The sequence below is a fragment of the Streptomyces sp. NBC_00287 genome (genome assembly GCF_036173105.1).
Taxonomy (GTDB): Bacteria; Actinomycetota; Actinomycetes; order Streptomycetales; family Streptomycetaceae; genus Streptomyces.
On the sequence record NZ_CP108053.1, the window covers coordinates 9214497 to 9241026 of the forward strand.

The 26530-nt window shown below is 68.5% G+C and carries 28 protein-coding genes and 3 pseudogenes; 8 read left to right on the forward strand and 23 right to left on the reverse strand.

Annotated elements, in window-relative coordinates:
• Nucleotides 1-42: 42 nt before the first annotated feature.
• The 7 genes from OHT76_RS41880 to OHT76_RS41910 form a co-directional block, all read right to left on the reverse strand.
• Nucleotides 43-912 (reverse strand): cytochrome c biogenesis CcdA family protein, encoded by an 870-nt coding sequence (locus OHT76_RS41880; protein WP_328876125.1) that lies wholly within the window; start codon nt 910-912, stop codon nt 43-45.
• A gap of 5 nt (nt 913-917) precedes the next feature.
• Complete coding sequence (locus tag OHT76_RS41885) at nt 918-1499, reverse strand: redoxin family protein (RefSeq protein WP_328876126.1); 582 nt, start codon at nt 1497-1499, stop codon at nt 918-920.
• Between the two features lie 86 nt (nt 1500-1585).
• Nucleotides 1586-2407: a Crp/Fnr family transcriptional regulator gene (locus tag OHT76_RS41890; protein WP_328876127.1), complete on the reverse strand. Its 822-nt coding sequence runs from the start codon at nt 2405-2407 to the stop codon at nt 1586-1588.
• 86 nt (nt 2408-2493) lie between these two features.
• Complete coding sequence (locus OHT76_RS41895; protein WP_328876128.1) at nt 2494-2979, reverse strand: hypothetical protein; 486 nt, start codon at nt 2977-2979, stop codon at nt 2494-2496.
• 83 nt (nt 2980-3062) lie between these two features.
• The gene (locus OHT76_RS41900) at nt 3063-3860 is read right to left on the reverse strand and encodes a class I SAM-dependent methyltransferase (protein WP_328876129.1); all 798 of its coding nucleotides are present in this window, start codon (nt 3858-3860) and stop codon (nt 3063-3065) included.
• On the reverse strand, nt 3857-5419 hold the full coding sequence (locus tag OHT76_RS41905; protein WP_328876130.1) for a radical SAM protein: 1563 nt from the start codon (nt 5417-5419) through the stop codon (nt 3857-3859). Before OHT76_RS41905 ends, OHT76_RS41900 begins: the two co-directional genes overlap by 4 nt.
• Nucleotides 5420-5447: 28 nt before the next feature.
• On the reverse strand, nt 5448-5990 hold the full coding sequence (locus tag OHT76_RS41910) for a MauE/DoxX family redox-associated membrane protein (RefSeq protein WP_328876131.1): 543 nt from the start codon (nt 5988-5990) through the stop codon (nt 5448-5450).
• 301 nt (nt 5991-6291) lie between these two features.
• Here OHT76_RS41910 and OHT76_RS41915 point away from each other — a divergent pair, with 301 nt between their 5' ends.
• The gene (locus tag OHT76_RS41915; RefSeq protein WP_328876132.1) at nt 6292-6432 is read left to right on the forward strand and encodes a hypothetical protein; all 141 of its coding nucleotides are present in this window, start codon (nt 6292-6294) and stop codon (nt 6430-6432) included.
• A gap of 419 nt (nt 6433-6851) precedes the next feature.
• Here the strand turns inward: OHT76_RS41915 and OHT76_RS41920 are convergent, their stop codons facing one another.
• A complete protein-coding gene (locus OHT76_RS41920; RefSeq protein WP_328876133.1) occupies nt 6852-7499 on the reverse strand; it encodes a peroxiredoxin-like family protein in 648 nt (215 codons plus the stop codon).
• A gap of 118 nt (nt 7500-7617) precedes the next feature.
• Between OHT76_RS41920 and OHT76_RS41925 the strand changes: the two genes are divergently transcribed.
• Nucleotides 7618-8217 carry a TetR/AcrR family transcriptional regulator gene (locus OHT76_RS41925; RefSeq protein WP_328876134.1) on the forward strand — a complete coding sequence of 200 codons (600 nt, stop codon included), beginning with the start codon at nt 7618-7620 and terminating at the stop codon, nt 8215-8217.
• Nucleotides 8218-8251: 34 nt separating this feature from the next.
• On the opposite strand, the gene OHT76_RS41930 is transcribed toward OHT76_RS41925, so the two are convergent.
• A complete protein-coding gene (locus OHT76_RS41930; RefSeq protein ID WP_328876135.1) occupies nt 8252-8821 on the reverse strand; it encodes an SRPBCC family protein in 570 nt (189 codons plus the stop codon).
• A gap of 144 nt (nt 8822-8965) precedes the next feature.
• Here OHT76_RS41930 and OHT76_RS41935 point away from each other — a divergent pair, with 144 nt between their 5' ends.
• Nucleotides 8966-9637: a CDP-alcohol phosphatidyltransferase family protein gene (locus OHT76_RS41935; protein WP_328876136.1), complete on the forward strand. Its 672-nt coding sequence runs from the start codon at nt 8966-8968 to the stop codon at nt 9635-9637.
• Here the strand turns inward: OHT76_RS41935 and OHT76_RS41940 are convergent.
• The 5 genes from OHT76_RS41940 to OHT76_RS41960 form a co-directional block, all read right to left on the reverse strand.
• Nucleotides 9624-9752 carry a hypothetical protein gene (locus tag OHT76_RS41940; protein WP_328876137.1) on the reverse strand — a complete coding sequence of 43 codons (129 nt, stop codon included), beginning with the start codon at nt 9750-9752 and terminating at the stop codon, nt 9624-9626. The two genes, OHT76_RS41935 and OHT76_RS41940, sit on opposite strands and share 14 nt — an antisense overlap.
• Nucleotides 9753-9969: 217 nt before the next feature.
• Complete coding sequence (locus OHT76_RS41945) at nt 9970-10464, reverse strand: asparaginase domain-containing protein (protein ID WP_328876138.1); 495 nt, start codon at nt 10462-10464, stop codon at nt 9970-9972.
• Nucleotides 10461-10895, reverse strand: coding sequence for a RidA family protein (locus OHT76_RS41950; protein ID WP_328876139.1), 435 nt, complete (start codon nt 10893-10895; stop codon nt 10461-10463). Before OHT76_RS41950 ends, OHT76_RS41945 begins: the two co-directional genes overlap by 4 nt.
• 52 nt (nt 10896-10947) lie before the next feature.
• Complete coding sequence (locus OHT76_RS41955) at nt 10948-11613, reverse strand: helix-turn-helix transcriptional regulator (RefSeq protein ID WP_328876140.1); 666 nt, start codon at nt 11611-11613, stop codon at nt 10948-10950.
• A 25-nt stretch (nt 11614-11638) separates the two neighbouring features.
• Nucleotides 11639-12796: a threonine synthase gene (locus OHT76_RS41960; protein WP_328876748.1), complete on the reverse strand. Its 1158-nt coding sequence runs from the start codon at nt 12794-12796 to the stop codon at nt 11639-11641.
• Nucleotides 12797-13030: 234 nt separating this feature from the next.
• On the opposite strand from OHT76_RS41960, the gene OHT76_RS41965 reads away from it, so the two are divergent.
• Both OHT76_RS41965 and OHT76_RS41975 read left to right on the forward strand, forming a co-directional pair.
• Complete coding sequence (locus tag OHT76_RS41965) at nt 13031-13261, forward strand: hypothetical protein (protein ID WP_328876775.1); 231 nt, start codon at nt 13031-13033, stop codon at nt 13259-13261.
• 477 nt (nt 13262-13738) lie between these two features.
• Nucleotides 13739-14968 carry a hypothetical protein gene (locus tag OHT76_RS41975; protein ID WP_328876141.1) on the forward strand — a complete coding sequence of 410 codons (1230 nt, stop codon included), beginning with the start codon at nt 13739-13741 and terminating at the stop codon, nt 14966-14968.
• Nucleotides 14969-15188: 220 nt separating this feature from the next.
• Here the strand turns inward: OHT76_RS41975 and OHT76_RS41980 are convergent, their stop codons facing one another.
• The 4 genes from OHT76_RS41980 to OHT76_RS41995 form a co-directional block, all read right to left on the reverse strand.
• Nucleotides 15189-15800 carry a hypothetical protein gene (locus OHT76_RS41980; protein WP_328876142.1) on the reverse strand — a complete coding sequence of 204 codons (612 nt, stop codon included), beginning with the start codon at nt 15798-15800 and terminating at the stop codon, nt 15189-15191.
• A gap of 285 nt (nt 15801-16085) precedes the next feature.
• Nucleotides 16086-16805: a hypothetical protein gene (locus tag OHT76_RS41985; RefSeq protein WP_328876143.1), complete on the reverse strand. Its 720-nt coding sequence runs from the start codon at nt 16803-16805 to the stop codon at nt 16086-16088.
• A gap of 85 nt (nt 16806-16890) precedes the next feature.
• On the reverse strand, nt 16891-17280 hold the full coding sequence (locus tag OHT76_RS41990) for a hypothetical protein (RefSeq protein ID WP_328876144.1): 390 nt from the start codon (nt 17278-17280) through the stop codon (nt 16891-16893).
• 951 nt (nt 17281-18231) lie between these two features.
• Nucleotides 18232-18681: a transposase gene (locus OHT76_RS41995; protein WP_328876145.1), complete on the reverse strand. Its 450-nt coding sequence runs from the start codon at nt 18679-18681 to the stop codon at nt 18232-18234.
• Nucleotides 18682-19059: 378 nt separating this feature from the next.
• On the opposite strand from OHT76_RS41995, the gene OHT76_RS42000 reads away from it, so the two are divergent.
• The 3 genes from OHT76_RS42000 (at nt 19060) to OHT76_RS42010 (ending at nt 21900) form a co-directional block, all read left to right on the forward strand.
• The gene (locus tag OHT76_RS42000; RefSeq protein WP_328876146.1) at nt 19060-19626 is read left to right on the forward strand and encodes a hypothetical protein; all 567 of its coding nucleotides are present in this window, start codon (nt 19060-19062) and stop codon (nt 19624-19626) included.
• Nucleotides 19627-19943: 317 nt separating this feature from the next.
• On the forward strand, nt 19944-20621 hold the full coding sequence (locus OHT76_RS42005) for a hypothetical protein (RefSeq protein WP_328876147.1): 678 nt from the start codon (nt 19944-19946) through the stop codon (nt 20619-20621).
• Between the two features lie 25 nt (nt 20622-20646).
• Nucleotides 20647-21900, forward strand: coding sequence for a hypothetical protein (locus OHT76_RS42010; protein WP_328876148.1), 1254 nt, complete (start codon nt 20647-20649; stop codon nt 21898-21900).
• 84 nt (nt 21901-21984) lie between these two features.
• On the opposite strand, the pseudogene OHT76_RS42015 reads toward OHT76_RS42010, so the two are convergent.
• The 5 genes and pseudogenes from OHT76_RS42015 to OHT76_RS42040 all read right to left on the reverse strand — a co-directional run.
• Nucleotides 21985-22194 (reverse strand): annotated as a pseudogene (locus OHT76_RS42015) (IS5/IS1182 family transposase); the annotation flags it as partial.
• Nucleotides 22195-22262: 68 nt separating this feature from the next.
• Nucleotides 22263-23329, reverse strand: a protein-coding gene (locus tag OHT76_RS44240) for an IS630 family transposase (RefSeq protein ID WP_443049793.1) whose coding sequence is annotated in 2 segments (ribosomal slippage) — nt 22263-22883 and nt 22886-23329 — 1065 coding nt in all. Because the reading frame shifts where the segments join, the coding sequence is not laid out codon by codon here.
• 383 nt (nt 23330-23712) lie between these two features.
• A pseudogene (locus OHT76_RS42030) lies at nt 23713-25090 on the reverse strand (IS1380 family transposase).
• Between the two features lie 122 nt (nt 25091-25212).
• Nucleotides 25213-25338 (reverse strand): annotated as a pseudogene (locus tag OHT76_RS42035) (IS5 family transposase); the annotation flags it as partial.
• A 690-nt stretch (nt 25339-26028) separates the two neighbouring features.
• A complete protein-coding gene (locus OHT76_RS42040) occupies nt 26029-26529 on the reverse strand; it encodes a DinB family protein (RefSeq protein WP_328876149.1) in 501 nt (166 codons plus the stop codon).
• Nucleotide 26530: the final 1 nt, after the last annotated feature.

Genomic DNA, 26530 nt, shown 5'->3' on the forward strand with positions numbered 1-26530 from the left:
GAAGAGGAGCGGTCGGAAGACCCCCCGGTGGGAAGTACACCGTCAAGGTTGCCCGAATCTGCCCTTGCTACGGCGTCCTTGCCTCAGTCGCGCCGGCACCACCGTTGCGATCAACAGGCCGACGAAGACGAGCGCAGCCATCGCCGGGTCTACGGCGTCGAGGGCGTCGGCGATGGTGCGTTGGACGGTTCCCGCCGCGTCGATGACCGGGTCCTGGACGGTGGGGTCGTGCTGGACGCGGATTTCGTACCAGCCGTAGTAGGCCACGTAGGTGCCCACGAGGAGGAGCAGACCGCCGCCGAGGCGGGGTGCGATCGTGCCGAAGCGGCGCAGGCGGGTTACGGCTGTGGCGCGGGTGAGGGCGACGGTGAGCGAGGCGATGCCGACGATCAGGCCCATTCCGCCCGCGTAGGCCGTGAACAGGGCGACGCCCTCGCCGGTGGAGCCGGTGCGGAAGGCGGAGACCACGATGGCGAGGAACGGTGCGATGGTGCAGCCGAGTGAGGCGGTGGCGTAGGCCATGCCGAAGAGCGCCATTGAGGGCAGGGAACGGGTGACGGTGGGTGCCCGGCGTATCTTCGGGGTGAGGGTGGGCAGTTGGCGCCCGGCGAGCATCCAGGCACCCGCGATCGACATGAGCAGCCCGAAGCCGATGGTGAACCAGGGCAGATGCTGTTGCACCTGGCCCGCGACGGGCTGCACGGCGAGGCCGAAAACGCCGAAGAGCGCGACGAAGCCGACCGTCATCGCGGCGGTCGCGGTCAGGGCGCGGCCGATGGAGACGGCTCGGCTGGGGGAGTCGTCGCCGAGGACGAGCAGGGACAGGTAGGCGGGGAGCAGGGCGAAGCCGCACGGGTTGACGGCGGCGAGCATGCCCGCACCGAGTGCGAGGGCGAGGGGCAGGTCGGCCATGGGGCTCAGCCGGTGAGCCCGGCGACCTTGTCGGCCAGGCCATCGCCGCCGGGCAGGACCCCTTCGTAGACGGTCTTGCCGGCCTTGTCGAGGATGACGTAGCGGCTCTGCTCCGTGACCTCGAACCGCTTCCAGACGGCACCGTCCTCGTCGGACAGGTGGGGGAAGGAGCCGGTACCGGTCTCGGCGACGAAGTCCTTCATGGCGGCGTTCGTGTCGAGGCCCGCGACGCCGACCACGTTCGCCTTCCCCGCGTAATCGGCGGCGACCTTCGCGGTCTCGGCGGCCTGGGCGCGGCACTTGGGACACCAGGGGGCCCAGAACCACAGCACGGTGGGCTTGCCCGCGAGGGTCTTGCCGTCGAAGGATTCGCCGTCCACGGTCGTGCCTGAGAAGGCCAGCACCTCGGGCACCCCGGCCCCGGCGCCGCCCGCGTCCGGCGTGGTCGGCTGCTCGGCGGCGGATGAAGCCGCCGATGCTTCCGGCGCCGAGTCACCTGCTGCGCCGGAACTGCCGTCGGAGCCGCAACCGGTCACGGTCAGCAGTGCGGCGGCCAGGGCGGCCGGGACGAGGGCGCGGGCGCGCATGGAGACTCCTCTGGTTGTGGGCTGGCTGTGACTGTAGGTCACCTGGCCCGGCAGCGGCAGGGCGGCGGTCTTACGGTTCGGTGACGTCAGCCCGCGGCGTCCCTGAGGCGTTCGCTGTCGAGGACGGTGATGCGGCCCCGGGCGAGGCGGATCAGGCCGTGGTCGGCGTAGTCGCGCAGCACCTTGGTGCACGTCTCGCGGGAGGTACCGGCGAGGGCGGCGAGTTGTTCGTGGGTGAGGGCCACCTGGGGGCGGCGTCCGACGGGACGCAGGGGACTTGCCGGGGGCTGGGCGGCGGTGAGTGTGGTGAGGGTGGTGGCGACGCGCTGGGCGACGGTCTTGAACACGCTGTCCGACAGCCGTCGTTCGAGGTCGGCGAGGCGGCGACCGAGGATCGCCGTGATGCGGGCGGCGATCCGGGCGTCGGCGAGCAGGAACTTGTGGACATCGGCGCGGCTCATCACACAGACGGTGACGTCGTCGAGGGCTTCGGCGTAGTTGTCGTACATGTGCTGCCCGAGCAGGACCATCTCGCCGAAGATGGTGCCGGGACTGATGATCGCGGTGGTGAGGGCGCGGCCGTCCGCGGAGACCCGGAAGATGCGCACGCGGCCGCGTTTGAGGATGAACAGCACCTCGGACGGCTGGGACGGCGAGTGAAGGATCTCCCCGGCGGCGTAGGTCTTCATCGGCGCCGCCTCGGCGATGGCTGCCATCTCCGGCTCGGACAGATCGCAGAAGATGTCGACTTCGGACAGGCACCAGGTCCGCTCGGTGGGGTCGGCGTCTTCTGCGGCGTCGGCCATGATGTGCGTCTCCTCGCGTCGTCCCGGGGCCCAGGGCGGGGGCGCGGCGCCCCATGCCGGGCCGGCCAGCGCCTCGGCGCTGTCGGCCAGACAGTAGGGCACCGCGCCTTCGTCGCCTGTTATGTCGCGCGGCGTGCCCTCCGGCCGGGGGCTGCCGGGGCTCGGTGTTGACGCGGGCGGTACGGGGCTCATCCTCGGGCCGATCCGCTGTTCTCGCCCATCGCCTGCGAGACGATGGCGTACGTCGCTCCGGCCAGCAGCCCGAACACCAGGTGTGCGCCGAGGCTGGAGGAGGTGACGTCGTTCCACTCGAAGACGGGCATGCCCATGTTGGCGGGCATGATCCACAGTGCGCCGAGGACCCACCACACCATGCCGTAGGCCAGGCCGAGTGCCAGGGCGGGTGCGAGGCGCTGAGCGAACCGGCCCAGCAGGACGCCGAAGCCGACGCCCGCGAAGAGGGCGATGCCCAGGTGGATCAGCCACCCGGCGAAGGCATTGGTCGAGCCGAGCAGCCCGGCCACCATGGTGATCACCGCGGTGTCCATCATGGGCCGGGACACCGACATCCAGATGCCCATCCCGATCCCGCCGGCCAGCCCGGCGGCGGCACCCCACACCGCGTGGACCGGGATGACGGCTGTGCCCGGGGACACCCGCAGGGTGGTTGTCATGATGAGCGCCCCTCTCACATACGGTGACTTCTCCTGTGAGTGCGACGCTATGACTCGTGCACTGGGCAGGTATGTGAGGGCGCTTACGTAAGCGGGAGTGCTTTCGCCGCGATCAGCAGGGCGTAGCCGAGCGTGCCGTCCGCGACGGCGGCACGGGCCGCGTTGAGCACGGCGGGGGCGGCCGTGAGGTCCACGCCGGCGTCGGCGAGGCGGGTGGGGGAGGTGATCCGCAACAAGTTCAGCCGCGCCTCGATCTGGTCGATCATGCGAGCCATCGCCTGATCGTGGCGCTCGGTGAGCGTGACGCGCAGGCCGGCTCGGGACAGGATCTCGGCGTACTCGTCCAGGGGGCGGGCATCGGCGACGCAGGCGATGCGGGCGCCGAGGCCGAGCAGTTCGGGAGGCAGCCGACGCGGGTCGGAGGTGACGTCGGTGATGCCGACGCGCCCGCCGGGCTTGAGCACGCGGGCGAACTCGGAGGCGGCCTGCGCCTTGTCGGGGAAGGTGCACAGGGCGCACTCGCACACCACCGCGTCGAACACCCCGTCCTCGTACGGCAGGTGTTCGGCGTCGCCGGTGACGAACACGGTCTGGTCGGCGAGGCCCGCGGCCTGAGCGGCTCCCTGGGCGAGTGCGGTGTTCGCGGGCGCGTAGTCGACGCCGTCCACGCGCACTCCGTGGGCGTAGGCGAGCCGCAGGGCCGTGGTGCCGCGGCCGGAGGCCACGTCCAGTACACGCATGCCGGGGGCGAGAGCGAGAGCATCGGCCAGGCGGCGGGTGAGGGCGGTGCCGCCGGGGTGGTAGGAGTCGCCGAGCAGCAGGGCGACGATGTCCTTGGAGTAGGCGTCGGCGCAGCAGGACTTGATCTCGTCGTGGTTCACTGCTGGTGCTCCGGGGGTCTGGTGGTCTTCGAGCCGTACGGGGTGTCGGTGAGCCGGTCGGTGAGGGGCAGCGCGTTGGGTGCCACGTCGGCGACGGGCACGCCCGACATCTGGGAACGGACCTGTTCGCGGTAGCCGACGGAGTTGTAGGCGCAGAACGGGATGAGCCTCCCGTCCGGGGTGATCTCCTCGACGCAGCACTTCATCAGCTGTTTGACGTTGAGGGTGTAGGGGTCCTGGAAGTCCTGCACGACGATCATGAACGCCTTGTCGTTGAGGTCCTTCACAGCCTCGGGCAGGTCGATACCGCAGGCCTCCGAGCAATCCAGGGCCTCGGCGGTCGCCCGGAGCTTCTCCTCGGTCGTGGCCGTGCCCATGAACGCGGAGGCGGACCACAGTTTCTCCAGAGCCTCGCGGATGCCGGTGTCGGGCAGCACCCGGTTGGTGACGTAGTCCAAGTAGTCCTCGACGTCCAGCAGCCGCGGGATGGGGACAACCGTGCGGTTGCCCGGCAAGCCGTCCACCAGGAGGTAAGTGATGGAGCGGCAGGTGGGGAAGCAGCACGGCACGGGGAAGAAGTCGCCCTTGGTGAACCAACCGGGCAGTTGCTCGCCGATGAGGCGGATCACGTCGGGGTTGGTGAGCCGGTTCAGCGGGTCGAAAGGGACGTGTCGCCCGGAGTGGGTGACCGGCTGGAAGGCCACCGAGCGGACGGCCGGGTGGTCGACGCCGTACTCGATGATCGCGCCCAACTCATGCTCGTTCAGGCCGCGTTCGACGGCCGCGACCAAGGTGACCGTCAGCCCGGCCTCCGCGCAGTTGTCCAGGGCCCGCTGCTTGAACGTACGCAGATCCCGGCCGCGGATCTCCCGGTGGGTGCGCTCGTCGAAGCCGTCGAACTGGAGGTAGATGTTCACCGACTTCCCCGGGACCTGGTTGCGCTTGCCGAGTTCGGCCACGAGGGTCTTGTCGGTGGCGAGCCGGATGCCGTTGGTGTTGAGGGTGACGTTCTTGATCGGGCGTGCCTGGGCCAGGTCGATGAAGTCGAGGATCTGCTTGTGGATGGTGGGCTCCCCGCCGGAGAACATCACCACTTCCGCCTCACCCTCCGACGCGATGAAGGTGTCGAGCATCCGCTCGCACTGCTCATGGGTGATGGAGTAGCCGTCCGGCTGGTGGCCGGAGTCGGCGAAGCAGATCGGGCAGTCCAGGTTGCAGCCGGTGTTGACCTCGATGATCCCCAGACAGGCGTGCTGCTTGTGCTCCGGGCACAGCCCGCAGTCGGAGGGGCAGCCGTCCTTCACCTCGGTCTGGAAGGCGAGCGGGATCGTGCCGGGTTTGTTGAAGCGCGCCGAGGACAGGTACTCCTCGGCATCCCCGTACACCAGCGCCTCGAACTCCCCGTGATCGCGGCAGCGTTTGCGCAGGTACACCTTGTTGTCGCGGATGTTGACCTGCGCGTCGACAGGCGTCTTGCACATCGGGCAGATCGACTTGGTGAACTCCACGAACACCTCGTCGCGGTCCACCTTGCGCCGGGGAGTGGGTGCCTGGGTCACGCGGAACTCCTCCATGGGTAGGTCTCTTTCAGTCGCCGGGCAACGCCACGGCCTGGGATGTCGTCCGCTTGCGACGCAGGTGGGGCGGGACGGCCGGGCGCCCAGGGCCGCCGCTGAGAGCGGAGCGGTCACGGGATGCCGACATGGCGGCTCGCCTCCCCCCGGTCGACGTGCGAGGGGGTGGGCGCGGTGCGGGCGGAGCGGCGTAGAGCAGAGTCAGGGCGTCTTGGAGCAGCACGAACCAGCTCAGGTGCTGGGAAAGGTAGATCCCGAAGCAGCCACAGTTGCCCACTGGCAGGCCCCGTGCGTACGCCTGCACTGCAAGCAGCGACCACACCACCGACACGCCCGTGTACACCCACACCGGTGCCAGGGCCTTCGACCGTGGGCGGGCCAGGAACCAGATTCCGCACACCAACTCGCCCGCGATCAGCGCCACGGCCGGCGTCGTCGCGGTGCCACCGGTCACCAGCCCGTATGCGGACAGAATCCGCGGCATGTGTCCGAAGGAGGCGATCTGGCCGACGGCCATCGCTGTGTACACCGTCCCGAGCACGATCCTCAGCACCATGATCCGACCGTAGGCCGCTTCGGAGGGCGAGAACTGTAAGCGCGCTCACCGAACCTCTCGCTCGGCCCAGGGACGATCGATGGTGCGCAGCGGTGTTCGCCGCCGCGCGAGCCCGCGTCCCGAGGAATCGGGAGGTGCCGGGTGAACGGTCAGCAAGGCGACCGCCCGCGACGGCGGCAGGCCATCAAGGGGCGCGCGGGAGTGATCGGTGCGGCCACAGTCCTGCTCGTCGGCGGGGGCGTCATCGGCCGGCAGAGGTCAGCGGCCCGTTGAAGGGCACCCGGCTGGACACCGTCCCCTGGTGTGGATCACGTGGAAGCAGTGGCGCATCGCCCATCCCGGCACGGAGGTGCTGTCCACTGACACCGGCGCGCTGCGCAGCAACGGCAGCGCCCGTACGGCGCCTACGACTCCTATCAGGACCGGGGCGGCTACTACGTGAAGGGCCGGCCGATCTTCCCCGTCCTGGCCAGCAGCGACTGCTTCGGCGACAAGGACGTCGTCATCGGGGGCCGGGCAGCAACCGGCGGCTGGCCATCGACAAGGACCTCGCCCGCACACAGCGCCTCGTACGAGCACGGGTCGACGGCACGCAGGTGGAGGCACGCGGGGCGACTACCTGGGCGCCACGCACGTCGTCCAGCGCTCAGGCAGGCGCCTGCGTCAAGCCGGTGACACCGGCGAAGCGGCAGCGCCCACACCCCCTGCTGTCCCGGACACGCAATGACCAAGAGCGTCACGCACGGTTGATCAAGCAGGGCACCTCACACCGACCGCCGCCACCGCTGACGCCGGTCGGTGAGGTCGCGGCGGTTGGCGCATTGGCCGACCGCCGCAACGGTTCACGACTGAGAAGGGTGCTCAGGCGAGAGCGTCCAGGGCGGCGAGGACGTCGGCCGGTTCGGCGCGGGCGGTGTAATCGGTGTCGACGAAGGCCCAGCGGATCGTGCCCGCGCGGTCGATCACGTAGGTCGCGGGGACGGGCAGGGTGCGCGGGTGGCCGGCGTTGGACCGGTGAAGGTCGATGCCGAATCCTTCGTAGACGGCCGCCAGGTCCTCGGGCAGGTCGAAGGCGAGACCGTACTGCTTGGCGGTGTCGCACCCGACGTCGCTCAGCACGTCGAACGCCAGCTCGTTCTTCTCCGCGAACGTGAGGGACTCATCGGGGATCTGCGGGGAGAGGGCCACCAGGCGAGCACCACGGGCAGTGATGTCGTCGTGGTGCTGCTGCAGGGAGCGAAGCGCGATGTTGCAGTAGGGACACCAGGCGCCGCGGTAGAAGGTCAGCACCACCGGACCCTGGGCCAGCAGTTCGTCCAGACCGATCGTCCGCCCGGTCGCGGAGGGCAGGACGAAGGACGGGGCCTTGGCGCCTGTGGCCAGGGCGCGGTCGGCCTGGCCGGAGGCGGCCAGATCCTCGGCGGCCCGCTGCATGACGGCCCTGATGCCTGCGGGGATCTGCTCCTGACGGCTTGCGTAGAAGGCGCGCAGCTCGGCGTTGACGCTCATGAATCTTCCCTCCGAAAATCTTGGAACGGTCGTTTCAAGATAGAGGTTCGAGTGCAGTCCACGTCAACGCCCGAGGCGGTATCCTGGAATTCTCGGTTCAAGATGGGCGGGATGAGGCATGCCGGACGTCAAGCACTTCGACCCGGACGCCGTCCTGGACACGGTGGTCCGGCTGTTCTGGCGGCAGGGCGCGGCCACCACCGGCATCCAGGACATCGTGGGGGCGACCGGGCTCAACCGCTCCAGCCTCTACGCGACCTTCGGCGGCAAGCAGGAGCTGTACCGCGCCGCCCTCGAACGCTACGTCGAGCTCCGCTCCCGCCCGACCCTCGGCAGGCTCACCGAGGACGACCGCGGGCTGCCGGCCGTTGCAGAGTTCTTCGACACACTGATCGACACCCGCTGTACGGGCGAGCACGCCCAATGGGGCTGCATGATCTCCAACGCCCACGCGGGCACCGAGAACAACGACCCCGCAGTGCGCGCCATCCTCGACCGCCAGCACCGGCGACTGCGCGACGCCCTGCACGCTGCGCTCCTCACGGCTCAGCGGCAGCGGCAGCTCGGTAAGGGCGCGGACCCTGGGTGCGCGGCCGACATGCTGGCCCTCCTGGCACATGGCGTGAACCTGCGCTCCCGCGCCGGGGCGGACGCACAGGAACTGCGGAGAACCGTCACGGCGTCGATCGAAGCAGCGACCGGCACGGCCGGAACCTGACGCGACCTGGACTCCGGCCCGGCCGGTCTGCCGCTCATCCCAGGGCCGCGCGCCGCTCCGCTTCCTCCTTGACCGCCGTCAGCGTGGCCGCGACGGTCGCCTCCCAGCGCGGGGCGACCGCACCGCCCCACCACTGGCCCAGCGCCCACAGGTCGGTGCCCAACTTGCCGCGGTACACGAGCCGGGTGCCCGCCTGCTCCTCGGTGAGTTCGAACGTCTCGGTGACCGCCGGGACGGGCCCGCGCACCAGGCGGAAGTCGACCCGCTCCGGCCTGACGAACCGCACGGTCTCCACCGTCGTCGCCGTCAGCCGTCCGCCCGCGACGGGGGTACGGTGCGCGGCGAGGACCATGTCGCTGCCCTGCTCCAGCACCGTGACCTTCTCCCGCATGGCCCGGGTCGCCCGGCCGAGATAGGGCTGAGCGATCACGTCGAAGACCGTCTCGCGCGGTGCGGCGATATCGACGCTTCGCGGGCCGAGCGGTCGCGTGCGCCGGCCCACCCCGAGATCGAGCGGCACCGCGCCGGTCACCAGCCCCAGATACCCGGCCGCCACGCCCGTACCGACCGCGGTCACCGCCGCCAGAGCACCGATCCGCACCATAGTCCCGACCTCTCCGTACGTCCGTCCCCGTCTCCGTCCGACGCTAGGCCCGGCACACCTGCCGATCGGTGAGCGCGCTCACCTTCCTCCCGGCGCGTCGCGCTCTACCCTGAGCCCGAGCCTGGTGCTGGAGGACGGAGGAGCGTGGAGCACGTATCCGACATGGCCGACAGCCGCGCCGCGACCAACGCGCTGCTGGCCGGCCTGCGCGAAGACAACCTCGCCCCGGGCGCCGCCGTACGCTTCCTCGGGCAAGCCGCACACCGGTCGCTGCGCCAGGCCGCACACCGCCCGCGGGCCCTGGCCGAACTCACCGTCCTGCACGGCGTCCTGTACGCACTGGCGACCGGCAGACGGCCCGGACGGCGCTGGGTGGCCACCAGCTGGGCCCTCACCGTCCTGCACCTGGGGCTGCTGGAGCACCGCACCCGCCTTGCCACGGCAGACATCCTGACGCTGACGCGCGCCAACCTCCCAGCCCTGCCCGGCGGGGCCGGCCGTGCCTCCGGGGTGGTGGCGGTCGGTCTGGATCTCGCCGACGGGCGCCTCGCCCGCAGGCACGGTACGACCTCCCCCTTCGGCGACTACGCCGATGCCCTCGCCGACGCCGCCTACTGGACGTGGCTCACCCTGCGCCACGAACCCAGCCGCACCGTACGGATGGCGGCGGTCGCCTCCTGGGCGCTCCCCGTCGCCACAGTCACCGGCCTTGCGCTGCGCCGCGGCACCATGCCCGAGCGGCCCCGCCCTGTCCTCCTCCGCCCCGCCGCCGCGCTTCAGGCCGTCGTCGCCCTGCGGCACCTCACGCGCCGCTGACCCGCTTGGTCGTGCCCTCCACGCGTACGCCCCGCCAGAACGCCACGGTCCTTGATCTTCCGCACCAGTAATAGTTGCCCTCGACGATCACCGTGCGGGGGGTCTCCGCGATCACTTTTCCGTTCCACACATCGAGGACCTGGACTTCGCCTGTCTCCGCGGCCGCCTGAACGCGGGAGCGGTTCTGTGCTGTTCCCTGCCGCTGGGATGCCCTCTCGGGACAGGAGATCAGGTGTCCAGTGCGAGTGCGTTCCTGGCGTGCGCGGCGGATTCCTCCGGGGGCGGCGCGTTCTCCAGGCTCCGTTGCCGGGCCGGGCGAAGCGTTCTTGTGCCTAGTTCTTGCGGACGGTTGCGACGTCGAACGCTGTTCCGTGCATGACGACGTAGACGCCCGGTGGGAGTGTTCTGGCGGCGAGGACCGCGGAACTGAGGTTGAAGGCGGCGTCGCTGTGGCTCATGGCCGCCGGCTGCAGGGCTCCGGTGAGGACGACGGTCTTGTCGTCGGTGCGGCCGATGTGCTTGAGCAGGTGTCGGCCGGTCTCCGGCATGGTGTCGGTGCCGTGGGTGATGACGACGGCCGCGCCGGGCGGGCAGCCGTCGACCAGTTCGGCGAGGCGGTCACGGTCCTCAGAGGTGAGGTCGGGGCTGTCCTTGGTCAGGACGGGGACGATTGTGTGGCCGGTGACGCCTGCCCGATCCAGCAGTTCACCGGCTGCGGGCGGCCCGATCTCCATCTCTCCCTGCAGGGCGTAGATCTTGTCGATGCTGCCGCCGGTGGTCAGGACGTAGACCTGCGATTCGTCGGCGCTCGGCGTGTGCCCGGTCATTCCTGGCCGTCCGCGTCGACGGCTGCGACGGCCTGGACCTCCACAGCCGCGCCGTAGTGCAGGCTGCGCACACCGGCGACCGCGCGGGCGGGCCGGTACGAGCCCAGCCATTCGGCATAGATCGTGTCGAACTCGGGCCACTGGTCGATGTCGGTGACGTAGACAGTCACGGAGAGCAGGTGCTCGCGATCCGTACCGGCTGCCGTCAGGCAGTTGTCGAGGTTGCGCAGGACCATCCGCGCCTGGGTCGCGAACGGCGCGTCCGTCGCGGGCGTACCGTCCGCGTCGAGCGGGAGCTGGCCGGATATGTGGGCGACGCCGTTGTGGACCGCGACGTGCGAGTAGTGGCCGAGCGGGGCAATCATGGCGGTGCTGTTGGCCAGGCGGATGCTGCTGGAGCCGGTCGTCCGGTGGGTCGGAGGGTTGGTCATGGTGCTACTTCCTCGGTCACAACAGGGTTGTTCTGGCGGGTACTTGGGGTGGCTACTTCGTGTAGTTGTAGACGGTCGCCCGGGAGACGCCGAGCCGGTCGGCGATGAGCTGCGCGGAACTCCGGGTCTCGAAGAACCCCTCGCGATGCAGCTGCCGGACCAGTTCGCGCTTCTGGTCGCGGTTGAGGCCGCGGGGGGTGCTGGAGCGCTTGGCGGCGAAGGAGTCGATGGCCGACCGGAGTTCGCGTCCGGTGCGGTCGCGCAGCGTTTCCAGGGCCTCACCCCGGTGTTCGACGTCCGTGGTGACGAGGTTGGCCAGGGTCAGCGCCAGCGGGGACAGCGTGCTGACGTCCAGGTTCAGGCAGAGGGCTGCGACGTAACGCCCGTCGGCGTTCTTGATGCCGATCGAGGTGCTCTTGGCCGGGCGTCCGTCGGGGAACTGGTTGCTGTAGTTCTGGATGACGCTGGGGTAGTCGGGGTCCGCGATGCGGCGCAGCCCCAGTTCGGTGGCGGAGTCGCCGACTTGGCGCCCGGACAGGTTGTTCTCGATGGCGCGGATGGCGCTGTCGGGCCGGCGCAGGTCGTGCAGGACGACTTCGCACAGGCCCGGGAACATGCGCCCGATGGCGACGGCGATGCGCTCGGCTTCCCGTACGAGGTGCTCGTCCTCCTGTACGGGGTATTCGTCCGTGAGATCGTCTTCGGAGGGGTGTGCCATCGCGCTCTCCTTTCCTGGCACGGGCTCAGGCGGCGGGCCCGGCGAACACCGAGGCCATCTTCTCGGCGGACTTCAGCCCCGCACCGGTGAGCACCACCACGGTCGTCTCGCCCGGCGCGATGTCGCCCGTGGCGATGAAGTGGTCGAGGGTCGCCGCGGCGACGCTGCTGGTCGGCTCGGCGAACAGGCCTCGCGCGCTCAGTGCGCGGACCGCGGCGTGGATCTCCGTCTCCGGGACGGCGTAGGCGGCGCCGTCGGAGCGGCGGATGGCGTCCACCGCCTCGGGCAGCCGGACCGGGTGGGCGATGGACGCGCCCTCGGCGATCGTCGGTACCCGCTCGCCGCGCTTGGCCGGGTCGATGCCGTTGAACGTGTCGGCAATGGTCGCCCAGTGCTCGGGCTGCCCGACGAACAGGCGCGGGCGCCTGGCGATCTGGCCGGCGTCGAGCAGCTCGCCGAAGGCGATGTCGCACCCGATGATGTTGCTGCCCGCCCCGGCCACCAGGACGACGTTGTCGGGCGCAGTGAAGCCGAGGGACTCCCACATCTCGTAGGCGATGGTCTTGGTGCCCTGGATGAACATGGGGTGCCAGTTGTGGCTGGCGTAGGGGATCTGCTCCGACTGGCGGATCGCCTCGTCCGAGACCTCGTCGCGGGTGCCGCCCACGAGTTCGATCTCCGCCCCGTAGGCGCGGGCCTGGAGGATCTTGGCCTCCGAGGTGGCGGCGGGAACGATGATCTTGGCGCGGATGCCGGCAGCGGCGGCGTAGGCGGCTACCGCGGAACCGCCGTTGCCCGAACTGTCCTCGAGTACGCGGTCGGCACCGTGTGCCGCGAGGTGGGACATCATCACCGATACGCCCCGGTCCTTGAAACTGGAGGTCGGATTGAACCACTCCAGCTTGAAGTGGACGCGGCGGCCGGCCCAGTCGACCGGGACCATCGGCGTACACCCTTCGCCCAGGCTCACCCGGCGGGCGGCCGGGACGGGCAGGGCCGCGTGGTAGCGCCACAGGGACCGTTCGGCGGTGTCGATCTGCTCGGGACGCAGGCCCGGCAGTGCACTGACGGCGAGCGGGCTGCCGTTCTCGCCCCGCCAGCGGGGGTCGTCCAGGGAGTAGCGCTTTCCGGACCGGTCGTACAGGTCGGGGGCGGTGACGGCTGAGTGCTGTTCGGCGTTCATGGACGGTTCCGGCTTCTCCTCGCTCGACGTGCTGTCGCTGGGTCTCACGACCCGGCTGGCACCCTGCCATCCCCAGGTTAGATGAACTTTCCAGATATAAACAGCAAGTCTAACCGCTCGTCGATGCGCCGCACTGCGCCGACCGGGAGCTGACCGAAGCCGACGAGGTTCAGCAGAGTGATCCGGGCTGGGACGGTGAGCAGCTCCGACTGCGCTGGCTGCGGGGCCTCCCGTGTGGCAACTTCCTCGCGGTCGGCCATCCGCATCAGCTCGACCGGCTACGGCAATGCGCAGCTCGAGCACTTGAAGCGCATCGCCGACGCGCTCGCCGTCACCTTCCCCTTCGAGCCGATCCGGGAAGCCGTGGGGCTGCAGGGCGCCGCATCCGCGGAAAGATTGTGGGCAACTTTCAAAAGCGTCACCGCGCGACCCGTCCGCAGCGCCGTTCACTCCGGATCGGTCTGATCGGCAGCGACGACTTCCCCGCCGAGGCCAAGCGCCAAGCCGCCCGCGACCTCACCTCCGCAGCAGCCGTCGGCGCCCTCACCGTCGTGGGCACCTCACATTTCTGTTCCCACGAGGTTCGTCCTTGCACCGGGGTCCCCGAAGCGGCCTTCACGTCACGGAGCCGGCGTGTCTGCTGCAGAAGCAGGCATGTGCAGCCGATCGGCGAGTTTGACCCAGGCAACACCTCCTACGGTCCCCGCCCGCCTCGGGGCAGATCTCCCCGCGACGCGTGACGATGCAGCCGCGGACCGGCAACTGCCTTCACCGCCCGCCGGGATCCCCAGTGCCGGCGGCGGCCCCAGCGCCCACGCCCGCGCAGAGGGTCACAGTGGGCCGGCGCCTGTCCTGCGTCAGTGAGCGCAGGGCTGAACGTTTACGCTCGGTGCCTGGCGCGGAGATGATCGCGCCCGGTGAGTTTCAACGGGGGAGTGTGCGGTGCGCGCGGGGTGGATCAGGCTGTGGCGGTGGACGGCGTGGGGCGGGATCGGGCTGAGCCTGTACGGAGGTTGGCTGACGGTCGATGACGCACGAGACCGCGCGTCCAGCGAGCGGGAGATCAGTGCGGCGTGCGGTCGGCTCGTGTCACCGGCCACGGTGATGGACCTGCGCGGTGGGATGGTCCGAGCCAAGGCCAGCGACTACGACCGGTTCGACGCGCGTGAGCTGCCCAGTTCCTGCACCATCTACGAGGTGCCCGGTCCGGGCAAGACGATAGGCCTGTTCACGCTGGTCGTGCAGGGCACCAATGCCTCCGAGCCGTTGCACTGGATCGGTGATGACAGCCGACGCGAGCCGTTCTACGGCCTTGACAGCAACGGCAGTCAGAAGCCGGACGTCACCGCTGTCGCCGATCGGCGCCCTGAACCGCAGCCCGTGGGCGATGGCACCTTGGGCTGGTACGGGAACTGGTACACCACGATCCGCGCCGAGTGCGGACCCGGAAGCAGCGCGAGGGCCCCTGAACTGCTGCACGTCACCGCCCGGGCCGAATACGACGACGTCTCCGTAGCAGACCGTCAGCGCCTGGCCCGCATCGCCCGTTCGGCCGCCGAGAAGTTCACCGCCGGGATCGGCTGCCGGACCCGGCTGCCTGCTCTGGCCGAGCGCTCGTTGGCCACCGCGCCGTCCGCCCTTCGCCCCGCGCAGGCGGGCAACGGTTCCTGCCGCTGGTTCGCCCGGCACCTCAAGCAGCAGGGGCAAGGCCGCCTGCCCGACCGCGCCCTCGCGACGCCCACCCAAGACGCGAACCCGGTACAGAGCTGCCTTCTGGCGGTCAGCCCCGATCAGGTGGGACACATCGCCGATGACCTGCCCGAGGACAAGCGTCGTTACGCCCGCAGCGCACTGACTCACTCGCCCTGGTGGCTGCGCACCGTCTCCTACTTCGGCCCAGAGGCACGCACGGTGGGATTCGACAGCCTCGGCAGTAAGGACGAGATCATCAAGACGGGAACGACCGGGCACACCGACGGCGCCTGGTGGGCCTCCTCCATCTGCAACGGCAAGCCGGCCCTGCACACCCTCAGCTCCAGCTACGCCTACGACAACGTGCTCGACTCCCAAGCGCTGTCCGCTCTGTTCCGCGCGTACGTCGACGACATCACGACGCAGCGCGGCTGCACCCACGTGACCTACCCGGATGCGAAGGACTTCCGCAGCCCGTGAGCACGGCCGGTCTGCCCAGCGCGGGGGCTGGGTCGTCATCCGTGTTCAACAGCTCCAAGAGTCCTGGGAGCAGACCTTCCAGTTGGACTGGATGACTGTGATGCGGTCTTCGCCGTGGCGTCGTTGACGTGACGCTGGTGCTGGGATCGAGGCCTCGCGGGCGCCCTTGACGGACTTGGCGCCCCTTGACCGGTCGCCGGCTGCCCGCTTTCCCGCGTGGTCAGTCGGACTGCTGGGGGCTGTCTTCTCCAGCCGGGATGGGAGCGGCGTCCGGGCCGCTGTAGAAGACGGAGTGGCCCTGCTTGCTGCGCTGAGCCTGGCTCTTGGCCACCAGCCCTTCCAGCGTCGTGCGTACGACCGTTGTCTTGACGGTGCGCTCGGGGTACTTCCGTCCAAGCTCGGCAGCGATTTCGGCAGCAGAACGGGGCTCGCTCTGGCCTGCCAGGTGGGCGCGCACGAGCTCGACGAGCGTGGGCGAGGCGGACGACGCGGCCGCTGCCGTGGCGACGCTCTTCGTGCCGGTCCGCTTCCGGGCGGCGGTACCGGTCTTGTCGTTTGCCCGCTTGGCCTTGCCTGATCCCTTCGTGCGCGGCGCAGGCACCGTCGAGGCGGGCTCGGCGTCGGGCACTGAGGGCGTTGCCGCAGCGCCGAGCGCCTGCTGAATGTTGACCAGGACCGTGTGATCGTGCCGCAAGGCAGTCAACTGGGCCTGCAGCGCTGCGATTTCGCCGTCGATGCGTTCTTGCTCCTTGAGGTTACGCTCAAGATCGCCAGCTACTTGGGCGCTGTACTGCGAGGTCAACTCGGTTGGTTCGGCGATGGTTTCGGACATGGCGCTCACACCCTTGCTCGGCGCCGGGGCTACGAGAAACAGCGAGCCCTCGGCGTATGCGAAATTTAACGCGTGCGTCTGTTCTGCCTGGTCTTGTGCCAGCAGTCGTAGTTACTGCCGCACAGTGGCGTCGTAGCGATAGTACGGAAGACACCTGTGCTCGTCTCTGCTCCAGCGCTGAGATACCTCGTTGGAGGTGTCCACTTCGCGTTCATCACTGACGCGATCACTGGCCGCTGGCCGGGATTCGGCGCGCGGCGGATTCCCGACCGGGTGGGAGTCAGGTCAGGCGCCGTCGACGTCCGGTACGCCCATGAGCTGGTGGAGCACGCGGCGGTCGATGATGATGATCGGCGTGGTCAGACGGGCGCCGAACTCGACCAGGGCTGTTTCGATGCCGAGCAGTGCAGCGGTGAGCCTGGCCCGGCCGATGACTCCGGCCCGGACGGCGGTCTGGCTGATCAGTACACGCATCGTGCCGAGCACCCCGGCCAGCTTCGCTGCGGCCTCCCGCCCGTTGAGGGGAAGCTGCCGGATGGAGTTGAGCACGGACTGGAGAGCCGACTGGGTGGAGGGGATCAGTCGTGGCTCGATTCCCCGGGCGGTCAGCTGTCCAGACATGGCGTTCAGCTGGTTGGTGACGAGGGCCTGCGGAGTGCGGCCGATCTCGGGACCGAGGCTGCCCTGCCCGAGTACGACCCCCTGCAGGCGGATGGGATCGGTCTGCCGCAGCACGGTCGCGGCGTTGTTCGTCTCCCGGGCGATCCTCAAGTAGTCATCCGCAAGCTTGAGGACGGGGTCGCACAGGCTGCGTACACGTACCCCGAGCGCGGGTCCGACGCCCTGCAAACGGTTCAAGGCCAGTTCGGCCGCGTCGCGGTGGGTCTGGATGTTACGGGCGGTGTTCAGCACGTCCCCGAGGTGGTTGAAGCCGCCGGGACCGATGACCCCGCCCTGAGCTTCGAACAGCGCGGCCTCGTGCGAACCCTGGTAGATGCCGTGCATCGCGCCCCGTGAGGAGTTGAACAGCGCGACAAGGGCCTGGGATGCTCCAGGATCAGCTCTTCGGTCGGATCCACAGCCTGCGCCCCTACTCCGCGAAGATTGACTGTACGAGGGTCTGCAACTCGGCGTCGTCGAGCACCGGGTCCTCCACGACCGGAGGCTCCTCCTCGACCGGCCGGTGGGAGAGGAGCAGCGCGAACATGGTGACCGTGCGCAGCTCGTCGAGCACCCCCGCCGTCTGCTCTTCGAGCGCCGTGATGGCCTGCGCTCCAGGATCGACCCGGCCGTCGACGATCCCCGTCACAACTGTCTGGTACTCCTCGATCGCCCCGATGGTTTTGGGGCCGACGAGTCCATCGAGGTCCAGCAGGGTCTGGCCGCGCTCGGCGCGGAATACGTTGAGCAGGGCTTGGACGTACTGTGCTTCACGCCGTAGATTTGCGCCGTTACGGCCGACCGACTGGCTGATGGGCATTGGGTGGCCTCCACACAGACTCAACTGGGCCTCGTTCGTCCACAATGACAGCATCGCCGTCCGCCCACCGAGGCCCAGCCCTGGGCTGTCACCCGGGTTCCCTCGGCCGCAGCAAGCCGGCTCTGCGTGGTGAGGGGGCGTGGATGCCGCCGAAGTCCAAAGTCGATCTGTATGAGGCGATCCGCCGTGATTCCCGGGCTGGGCTGTCGAATCGGGCCCCTGCAGAACAAGTACGGGGTGGGCTTCCGCACGGTGCAGAAGGCGCTGACCTCGATCTGGCCGGTGCCGCGCAAGAAACGGCCGCCACGCAAGACCCGGGCTCGAATGGAACAGAACCCCGCGAGCTGACACACCCAGCACAACAGTTGAGGATCGCACGCATCGACGGAGGGCTGATGAGCGCTCTTTTCCGTTCCAACGCCGATCAGAACAGCGGGCTGGAGATCACTATCGCCCTCACTCCATTGGAGACCGATGCGATCGGCGAGGACACCACTCTGATGGCCGAGATTCTCGACAACTGTCTGTGGGCCATGGGCATGCTTCGCACTGGGATCAACTCCCGCGACCGGGGCGCACCTCCACCAACTCCCGGCGACTGGGCCTCGGCTCTCCGTGGCCTTGACCGGCTACCACCACGTGTCCAAGGCGTCTGCGAAGCACTGATCCGAGCCCATGCCGCAGCGAACGGAAAGCTTGAGCACTTGGCCAGCGCCACAAATGTCAGCACGACGGCCGCACAGGACCGCCGCACGACGGTCACCCATCAGCCCCCCCCGGAACCTGGGAACAGTGGGCGGCGACTGTCCGCACAGCACGCCCGACCGACAACGATGCAGACGCCCACGCCTGACCGCTCCTTCACGCATGAGCATGCCGAGGATGCTGCCACGAGCAGAGTGGTGTCAAAACTCGGTTCTGGCACAGATCTTGGGGAATCGTCGCGGAGCGTTACTCAAGCAGGATCATCTTGCGGAGTAGTTCGAATCCGGCGCGTCCGTAGAGCTGCCTCTTGATCTTCTTGATGCGGTTCACGGCGCCTTCGGTGCCGCCTGAACTCCAGTGCAGGGTGAGGCCAGCGGTCAGCGCGTCGAGGTCTCGGAGCAGGTGGAGGGCGAAGTTGGTGAGGCCGGGCAGTTTGCTGGAGTCGACGACGGCGATCCATGCGGGGAGCGTGGAGCCGCGGCGCTGGGTGAGGATCTCGCTGAAGTCGCGGACGTGCTCGGCCGCGGCATCCAGTTCGGGACAGCGAGCCAGGACCTCCTTCAGCGCAGCGCGCTCGTCCTCGCTCAGGGCTGCGAGGTGGCGGGTGAGCCAGCCGGTGACCCGCCGCACGGTCGGTGGAGGAGGCGGCACCTGCGGCGGCGCGGCCCGCAGGGTGGCAATGTAGGCGCGGACCATCTGGTAGGTGACGGGGGCGTTCTCTGCGGTCAGTTCGCGATGCAGGCGTGTGACGTTCGTGGATTCCGCGGCGAACCGCCGCTCCAGATAGGGCTTGAGGGATCCAGGCGACTGGGCCGGGTCCGGTTCTCCCGAAGGGCGTCCTGCCAGGTGACGGCACGTGCGTAGCGCAGCACGGTGTTGAGCCCCCAGCCCAGATGCGGGCTATCGCCCGGCGCGAGTGCCCCTGGGCGAGCAGTTCGTGGACCAGGGCGTGCGCGGCCTTCTTGCGCTGGGCCCGTCGGCCGTCAAGGCCCGGTCCGCTGGGCGCCGAGTCGTCAGTCGACCTCAACACCCGCTGTCGTAGAAGGTGTTGGTGCATTCAGGCACTCGCGGTGTGTGGCGACGCAGGTCTCCACGGCCCGGCCGATGCCCTGCCACAAGTGGAACCGGCCCAGAGTCGCGCGTTGGGAGCACGTCGACCACGCGATGGATTTCCCCGCAAGTCAAGACGGTGGAGTAGATCTGCCCGCGGCGGGTCGCGAAATCGTCCACGCCCAGCACGCGCGGCGTGCTGGGCTGCGGATCGGGCAGTGCCATGACCCTGCGCAGCAAGGTCATCCGTCCGACACGAAAACCCAGTTGGGCAGTCAGTCGAGCCCCGCCCGTCCGTCCAGCGAGGGCGAGCCCGACACTCTCCAGGGTGGGTCCAGCCGCGTGGTAAAGCGTGCGTACGGTGCGGCCAACTGCGCGAACGGCTCAGCAAAAGTGCGGCGCCGACAGTTGGCCGTGCCGCCCTATGGCCCCAGGCAGTCGTCGCCGCACGTACGGATTGTCGGCGAGTCGAGCGTGTGGCGCCGGAATGTCCCCTCCGGCACCTCCACGGCACGCTGCCTCGACAAGATTACGGGCTGGCGCGACGAGACTCGTGAGATCACGCTGGAGGCGATGGTGATCTTCTGGTGAGGGTGGAGTCAACAAGCCCACTTGGGCGCAGACTTGTGTGTGCCGACGCGGCGGCGATTCTTTCACGCTGCAGCGTCAGAGCGATGGAGTTAGCCTGAAAGAGACGTGCGGATCCGCTCTAACCCACCCTCTTGCCTGGCTTAAGGGGCATGACCATGACCAGGGTTATCGGAACGGAAGACGGATCGGACGCCGTAGCCGTTGTGGGGACCTCCACGGGAGAACGTTCCGTCGGGGTGCGCGGAAGCGGTCATTACGGGGTGGTGGGGGAGAGCTCCATTGGAGAGGGAGTTCACGCTCACACGGATTCTCCTGCTTTGGCGGCGCTTGCGGCGTACAGCGTGAATCCGGGCGGTACGGGGTCCGCTGTGCATGCCCATGCGGTGCGGAGTGAGGCGGTCCACGCCCACTCGGAGTCTCCGGACAGGGCTGCCCTGGCCGCCTACAACGTAAATCCGAACAGCACCGGGGCTGCCGCTTTCGCGAAGAAGGAAGGCGAAACCGGGCATGCCGGATTCTTCGCGGGAGATGTGCACGTGACGAGTGACCTCTCCGTCCAAGGCGATGTCGTCGTCACAGGTGACATGGTTCTTCCCGGCGCGGATTATGCGGAGGAAATGACCGCAGGCCCCGGCGAGGTAAGCCCCGGAACGGTGGTCGTTATCGACGAAGCCGGTCAGGTCCAGCCGTGCACCGATGAGTACGACTCACGGGTCGCCGGCGTCGTGTCCGGTGGCAACAACGTGCGGTCCGGTCTCGTCCTGGACCGTCAGGAAGAGGGCGTCCCGGTGGCGTTGATGGGGAAGGTGTGGGTGCTGGCCGATGCCGGAGATCACTCGATACGCGCCGGGGACATGCTGACGACCTCCGCGCGATCGGGACATGGTCAACGGGTGACCGAACCGTCCCCCGCATTCGGAGCGATCATCGGGAAGGCTCTCACGGACCTGTCATCAGGACGTGGAATGGTTCGCATCCTGGTGACCGCGAGCTGAGGCGATTGCCGTGTCGCGTATACGCATGGCGGTCGAGATCCGCAACGAGTCGCACGAACCGCTGGTATGGGATCGTGATGAGCTGGCGTCGGGGGAATGGACCGATCCGTGGTACCCGTCCCGTGCGAGCACGATCGCCCCTGGCGCCACAGCCGAGTGGCGAGCCGAAGGAGACTATTTTCTGGCGCCGACCTCCGGCACCGAGGGTCGGGTCTGGTACAACGTGAACGGGGATCGTGCGCGTCAGCTGTACATACATTTCAACAGTCCGCTCATCGAGTCCCAGTACGGGAACACATTCCACGTCCATGCACCTCCGGGTTCCGCGGCCGCTTACGACGGGGGGCAGGGCCATCACGGGCGGCTGACGGTTCGCTTCCGTGATGCCGTCCGGCGTCAGGTGCGCGGCTTCGCTCCGTCCCTCAATGGGTTCCAGTTCTCGAACTCCTGGGATCCATCCCTGCCGGCGATGACCGTTGGTTATCTCTGGAATCGGCTGCTGGACGAACTTCCCTCCGAAGCCGCCGGACTGCTGGAGATCGCCCATGTCGACGACGAATGGCTGCCCATCACTCATGCCAGTGCCGGACTGTGCGGTGGAATGGTGTTCGCTGTCATGGACTACTTCGAGGCCGGAAAACTTCCCCCCGAAGTCGGCGCAGCGCCCGCCTCGGAAAACGATCCGCTCTTCCAGCACATACGAGACAGGCTTCTGGACAGCTTCGACATAAGCGGCTCTGGGCATCGATGGCTGGGCTACTCCTCGCCTCACTATCCCAACGGGGACGAGGGATTCATGCAAGTGACTGGACTTGCCCGAGGCCGGTCGTGGGTGGCATACCGCGATGAGTGGCCTCGGATCAGGAACGACATCGACAACAACATGCTCTCACCTATCGGACTGATCCAGACCGACTCGCTTGACATCGGGAAGAACCACCAGGTGCTCGCGTATGCCTACGAGCAGAACGGCCAATCGGTGCGGCTGTGGGTGTATGACCCCAATCACCCCCGCGCTGACGATCTGGTCCTTCAGTTCGACATCACCGACACGACGAGCGGCGTCCACGTCACCCGACACGGGTTTCCGAGCCCTGGACCACGGATCTTCTGCATCATCCGCACAGACGGTTACAACCCGCATACCCCGCCCGGCGGGCGCCAGTTGTCCATACGTCAGGCGCTGGAGCGCGTCACTGGTCGCAATTGCGGCCGCGTTCCCGGCGACATCGGGTTCCTCCGACCGGTCTCTCTGCGCCATTGGCTGACCACGTTGTGAAGCGCCGGGCTACCTAGAGCCACGGCATGTTCCCCACGTCGCTTGGCGATGCGCTGACCTTCTGAGATCGCTGTCTGTCCCGCGATAGCCATAGTTCTTACTGGACGCGGCCACGCTGCGATCACGGGTGGCCACCAGAGTGCCGTTGACGTTGTAGACGGTGTCTTTGCGCGGCCGGCGGATGGGCAAGTTGGCCAGCAAGGGTGCCAGGCGGTCGAGGACGCGGTCGGCCGAGACGCCGACCAGGGGCGCCATCTGTCGCAACGTCAGGTTCATGCGCCAGTACATCGCCACTGCGACGCCGCACCAACGCCACTAGCCTGGTGAACTTACTGAGCTTGAACTCGGGTTGTCGTATTGGGTTATGAGGGGTGGAGGGTGAGTCCCGTTTCTGCGAGGCAGCCGTCGAGGAGGGCCGGCCGGTACTGGATCTTGCGGAGTCCCTGGCGGACGGTGCGGATGAGGTGGTCTGTGCTGGTGAAGGCGACGTTGGTGGTGTAGCCGCGTCGCAGCAGCGACCAGATGCCTTCGACCGGGTTGAGCTCGGGAGCGTAGGCGGGTAACTGGACGACGGTCAGCCAGTTCTGGCCGTCGATGAAGCGGCGCATGTCCGCGCAGAGATGAGTGCCGAGGTTGTCCCAGATAAGGATGATGGGGGCGCCGAGCTGACGGTGAGCGGCGATCAGGAGGTCTCGGTAGTCCGTCCAGGCAAAGCTCCGGCGGCCCTCACGTCGGCTGCCATGCCGCTTGGGCCGGTAGATCAGGCGGGAGGGTTGGCCTGTCTTGTAGCAGGCCAGGGCGGCGATGGACAGCTGGCGCGAGGTGCGGCCGCGCACCCTGATCACCGGGGTGTGGCCGCGCCTGGCCCACGTGCGTGCGGTGGGCGGCGTCATCGAGAAGCCGGCTTCGTCCTCGAAGACGACCCATGCGTCGAGCGCCGCCGCGGTGTTTCCACGTGCGGCCAGGTCTCCTTCACCCAGCCACAGATGGCCTCCTCGTCGCGTTCGACGGCCCGTCTGGTCGGCACCTGGCAGGAGAAGCCATGCCTGATCAGCAGCTTGCGCACCCCTTGCAGGGTGTAGCTCTTATGGAAACGCCGGCCGATCACGGTCTTCACCCGTGACAGTGTCCAGCGCTGGTCCGGCCAGCCGTGCGCCACCGGCCCCTTCGCCAACTCCGCCTCCAGCTGGGCGAACTGGGCATCGCTCAACCGGGGAACGGAGGCGGATCCCGCTGACCGCAGGGCCCGCGGGCCGCCCTTGTCCCACAACCGCCGCCACCGCTGCACCGACCGGACGCTGACCCGTAACTCCGCCGCGATCGCCGAACTCGGCTCACCAGCGGCGAACCGCTCTGCGGCCATCATGCGGATCCCCTCGCGGAACTGCCGGCGCTCGTCCGACAGACCGCCGCCCTGCGCGTACCTCATGACAACGGAATACCGCGAGGATCAAGCCCTGTCAGCAACTGCGACAACCCGAGTTCAATCTCAGTAGACACGGCCGCCCAGGGATCGGCTCAATCCACTTCGAATTGTCCGCTGAAATCACCCATCCATGCCCAGGCAACGCAGCAACCACCACACCGCTTACGGGACAACCGCTTACAAGCTTGTGCACGGTAGGCGGTGAGACGTCGAGGGTCCCTAGCCTCGATCTTTCGTGATGGGCCGCTGACGGAGTCGGGGGCCCATTTCGTTGTCGGTGGCCGGGGGCGGGCAGGCCAGGGGCCCGGGTGTCGTCTCGGGTGGACGCCGGGTTCCACTGCTCCGGGCTGGATCCTCTTCTCCGTAGGGACAGGCGAGTTCGCCGGTCAGCCGGGGTTCGGCAGGAGTGCAAGCCGTGCGAGGGCGTCTGCGATCTCGCGGGTCCAGGGCCAGTGGTGGGCGAGGCGGAGGATGCGGCGCCGGCCGGTGGTGACGAGCTGACCGGCCGCGGAGAACAGGCGGAGCCGCAGGCGGCGCGGTTCCCAGAGGCGGGCTCTGCCGGTCAGGGCGAGCACGGGCATCCAGGCCAGCAGGTCGAGAGCGATCTGGACGATCTCCAGCCAGACCGTGTTCTGCGCGGTCTCGTGCAAGGGGAGGTTCCGCAGGCCGGTGGAACGTGCGACCCGGATGCGGTCCTCCGCGCGGGCCCGCAGCCGGTGACGGAGTTCGAGTTCGGCGATCGGCCGGTCGGGGGTGTTGGTGGCGAAGCAGGTGATCCGCATGCCGTCCGCGTCCGTGATTCTCAACTGGGCTCCGGGGTGCGGCCGTTCCTTGCGGACGATCAATCGCATGCCCTTCGCCCATCCGTCGAGCAGGTCACCGGTGAGTTCGGCGACCCAGGCCCCCTCACGGACTTCGCCGCTTGTCTCGACGGCCGGTGTCCAGGCTGAGGCGGGGATCTTCAGGACGTGCTGGTGGACGGCCTCGGTGATCACCATGCCGACCGAGTAGGACAGCCAGCGTCCGCGCTGGGCGAGCCAGGCCACGAACTCATGGGTGCCGCCACCGGAGTCGCAGCGGATCAGCGTCCGCCGCCCTCGCCGGTACTTCCCCGGCAGTTGAGCGAGGGCGAGGCGGGTGGCGGTGATGTGGTCGGCGGCCGTGTTCGAGCCTGCGTTGCCTGGGCGGAGGAGAGCCGCGACGGGTTCTCCGGTTCCTCCGGGGCCGTGGTCGACGAACCCCATGAGCGGGTGGTGGCCGTAGGTTTTCTTCCAGGTCGGGGCGGCGTCCTGCTTGTCCGAGTGCGCGACGACCAGGACCCCGTCCAGGTCCACGATCACCTGCCCGCCGGCATCCGGAGCCTGCTCGCCGGCCAACTCCCAGACCCTTTTGCGTACTTCGGAACGTGCGGCGCGGATCGCGGTCAGCGCCTTCTCGCCCGAAGCGGCGAGGGTGTCGATCAACCGGGAGACCGTCGGATCGGAAGCCACCGGGCCGAACACGCCCGGCTCGGCCCGCAGCATGCCGACGTCGGCCAGGCAGTCGCCGCCGAGTGCGACGGCCAGGGCCACATCCAGCAGGACCTTGCCCGGATCGTGCACGGCCCGACGGCTTGCGCCACGGCGTGAGTCCCGCCGACATTGCCGTGTCCAGGCCGGACTTGCGGACCGTCTCGACCAGCAGCACCGACCCGGCCTGCGAGACCACCCCACGGCCCCCGCCCTCGACACGGACACGCGGGTACGACCCGCTACTCTTCTTCACCTGGAGAGTGCTTCTTTCCTTGCAGCTGACAGGACCCTCGACAAGTCCCATCGTTGCAGGTCAGCAGCACTCTCCATTTATTTGATCAAGACCCGGACAGACCCACTTGCGAAAGCGCGAGGCTAGGTTGGGGTGGATTCTCTGGTGAGGCGTCGCGCTATCAGGGCGATCATCGCGACGTAGATCATGGCGGTGGAGCGGGTCGGCAGGGCTTCGTAGTCGCGGGCCAGCCGGCGGTGGAACATCAGTCAGCCGAGCGTTCTCCACGGCGTCCTTCTCCCGCGCCGCATCATCGCGGTACCCGGAAGTGGCCGGTTCCGTCACTGTCTGCCCGGGCGGGCGGCCGTCACCGGGCGGTGTTTTGCCGCGGGTGGTGGGGGCGTGGCTGCCGTCCCGCCTCCCTGGTGAAACCGCCCGTCGCCGCGGCCGGTGGCAGGGGCGTCGGCGGCTGGTGAACGCCGCGGGAGATTCGGTGCCCACAGAGTCCCGTCGCCCGGAAGGCATGCGGCAGGGTGACTTGAACTCGTCGCCAGGGCAGGGGAGTTGTAAGACCCTCGATTGGGTTGTCAGTGGCCGGCGTCAGCATGGCGAGGAATTGAATGCGTCATCGTAGGCCAAGAAGCGATTCTCGACCTTCTCGGTGAGCCGTTCCCGGTCACGCTTCGTCCCGTCTGAAAAGGTCGGACGGCACCGACGCCTTCGTCGCCGCCGGGGTCGAGGCCGACCGACGGTCTCGTGTCCAGACTGTCCACCTTGGACCACAGCGGCCAACTTGCCGCGTCGACCAGCAGCTTCCAGATGACTTCGTGAGAGGCGCTCGTGGTCACCGGTGAGGACGGCATACTCGGTGACCAGCCACAGCCCGATGCATCGGAAGCGCATCAGCGCGGGATGCCGAACGGGATCCGGCACCGGCTGGGTGATGAACTGGCTGTGGATCAGCGGCCGGTCGAGCCGTCGATCAGTTCGCGCAGGATGTCCGCGTGGCCCGCGTGCCGACCGGTCTCCTCGATCATGTGGGTGAGTGCCCAGCGGATGCTGGGGGCGGAACGGTCCGGCTGCGGTCGAGGGACCGGTGCTCCCAGATCGGTGCACCGGTCGAGCACTTCGTTCGCGCGCTCGACCGCCTCTCGGTAGCGGGCCACGACATCGGCCACACTGTCCGCCGGCGCGGCCTGGAAGGTCGCCTTCCAGTTGGTGACGTCGTCTCCGAGGAACATCGAGCGCTCGACGAATGTCAGATGGTTGAGAAGCCCGAGCAGGTTCGTGCCCGTCGGCACCGCGGCTGTGCGCACCTGTGGTTCGGGAGCGCCGTCGACCTTCGCGGCGATGGAAGTCCGGAGGTAGTCGAGGAATCCGCGCAGGACCTCGCTCTCGTTGTTTCCGGTCCGGGGCGGCGGGGTGTCGCGGCGGCGGTTGCGGCGCGTGGTGCTGGGCACA